This is a genomic window from Dokdonella sp., from assembly GCF_019634815.1.
GTDB lineage: Bacteria > Pseudomonadota > Gammaproteobacteria > Xanthomonadales > Rhodanobacteraceae > Dokdonella_A.
The window spans coordinates 1-1,338 of the sequence record NZ_JAHCAP010000055.1; the positions used below are offsets into that span (position 1 = coordinate 1).

Sequence of the window (1,338 nt, forward strand, 5' to 3'; positions counted from 1 at the left end):
TGGTCGTATGTGGTCGGGCAGGATCTTGGGCGCTTCTATGAGCGGATCCGGGTGCGTGAGGGCGGGGTTGGTCGGGCGGCGATTGCGCCCGAGATCCTGCTGTCGCTGTGGCTGTATGCGACGCTCGACGGAGTGGGCAGCGCGCGCGAGGTGGCGCGCCTGACCGATGCGCATGATGCGTACCGTTGGCTGTGCGGCGGGGTGCAGGTCAATTACCACACGCTGTCGGACTTTCGGAAGGATCACGGCGAGGCGCTCGACGAGTTGCTCAGCGCCAATGTGGCAACGCTCATTGCCGCCGGGGTGGTGAAGCTGCGCCAGGTGGCGCATGACGGCATGCGGGTGCGGGCCAGCGCGGGGGCGGGATCGTTCCGGCGCGAGGACAAGCTCGCGGGCTACCTGGAGGCGGCCCGCGAGCGGGTTGCGCAACTCAAGGCCGAGCTCGAAGCCGACCCGGGCAAGGCCGATCGGGCTCGTCAGGCGGCACGGCTGCGCGCGGCCCGTGAGCGCGAGGCCCGGGTGGCCGAGGCGCTGGCACGCTTGCCCGAACTCGAAGCGATCAAGCGCCGCCAAGGCAAGGCCGCCGATCAGGCGCGCGCCTCGACGACCGATGCCCAGGCGACGGTCATGAAGATGGGTGACGGCGGGTTTCGGCCCGCGTACAACCCGCAGTTGGCCAGCGACGTCGATTCGCTGGTGATCGTGGGCGTCGAGGTGGCCACGGCGGGAAGTGATCAGGGTCAGATGGTGCCGATGATCGAGCAGGTGCGCGAGCGTTGCGGTCAGGCGCCCGAGGCCTGGTTGGTCGATGGCGGCTTTGTGGGTCACCAGCAAGTCGAACAAGCCAGCGCACACACCACGGTGTACGGGCCGGTGCCGGCGGCCAAGGACAAGACGGTGGATCCGCACCAGCCCAAGCCCGATGACAGTCCTGCGGTGGCGGCGTGGCGAGCGCGCATGGGGACCGACGAGGCCAAGGCGATCTATAAGAACCGCGCCGCAACCGCCGAGTGCGTCAATGCCCAAAGCCGCAACCGGGGACTGCAGCAGTTCCGCGTGCGCGGACTGGCCAAGGTCAAGTGCGTGGTCCTGTTCTTTGCCTTGGCCCACAACCTGATGCGTATGGCCAGCCTCGCGCCGGAGATGCTCGCCCTCGGGAAAGGTGCGTCTGCCGTGTCCGGAATCGGGGCTTGAACGTAGGAAACACCGAAGAACGATCCGAAAAAGCAGAAAGCGCGAGCACATTCATGCTGAATAGATCATCTGGCCGCCACGGCGGTCACAAACCCACTCGCACCCTCCTCGGCGGGCGTGACCGAAAAGTTCACAAGCTCTGAG

General features: G+C 67.1%; 1 protein-coding gene. It reads left to right on the top strand.

Going from position 1 to position 1,338, the window contains the following annotated elements:
* On the top strand, positions 1-1,194 hold a 1,194-nt coding region (locus KF759_RS14190), incomplete at its 5' end, for an IS1182 family transposase (protein WP_291226496.1).
* Positions 1,195-1,338: the final 144 nt, after the last annotated feature.